Origin of the sequence: Paraburkholderia sp. RL18-085-BIA-A (assembly GCF_046027075.1) — a bacterium.
Lineage (GTDB): Bacteria > Pseudomonadota > Gammaproteobacteria > Burkholderiales > Burkholderiaceae > Paraburkholderia.
Genome location: NZ_JARESU010000593.1, coordinates 1 through 502, shown reverse-complemented (window position 1 = coordinate 502; position 502 = coordinate 1). Strand labels below are relative to the sequence as shown.

Here is a 502-nt window from a genome sequence, read left to right as displayed (position 1 = left end):
GGATGAACCCGTAGACACGACAGCGCCGGTGGTTCCACTACGCCGCCGCTCGCGCGAATTCCCTGCGCACCTGCCACGCGAGGTGGTGGAGCACAAGCCACAGGGCTGCGACTGCCCCGAATGCGGCGGCCGGCTGCGCAAGCTGGGTGAAGACGCCTCCGAGATGCTGGACTACGTGCCGGGGTACTTCCGGGTGATCCGGCACGTGCGCCCCCGGTTGAGCTGCAGCCGTTGTGCGAAGGTCGTCCAGGAAGCGGCGCCGTCGCGCCCGATCGCACGCGGCATGGCCGCAGCCGGCCTGCTGGCGCAGGTGGTGGTTGCCAAGTACGCCGACCATACGCCGTTGTACCGGCAGGCAGGAATCTATCGCCGTGCCGGCATTGAACTCGACCGTGCCACGCTGGCCTCGTGGGTTCGCGAGTCCGCCGCACTGCTGCAGCCGCTGGCGGATGCTGTTGGCCGGTATGTGCGTGAGGCGCAAAAAATCCATACGGATGACACG

At 67.7% G+C, this 502-nt stretch carries 1 protein-coding gene; it reads left to right on the top strand.

The genetic code is table 11. From position 1 onward, the window contains the following. A partial coding sequence (locus P0D89_RS53990) for an IS66 family transposase (RefSeq protein WP_459252696.1) occupies positions 1-502 on the top strand: 502 nt, incomplete at both ends.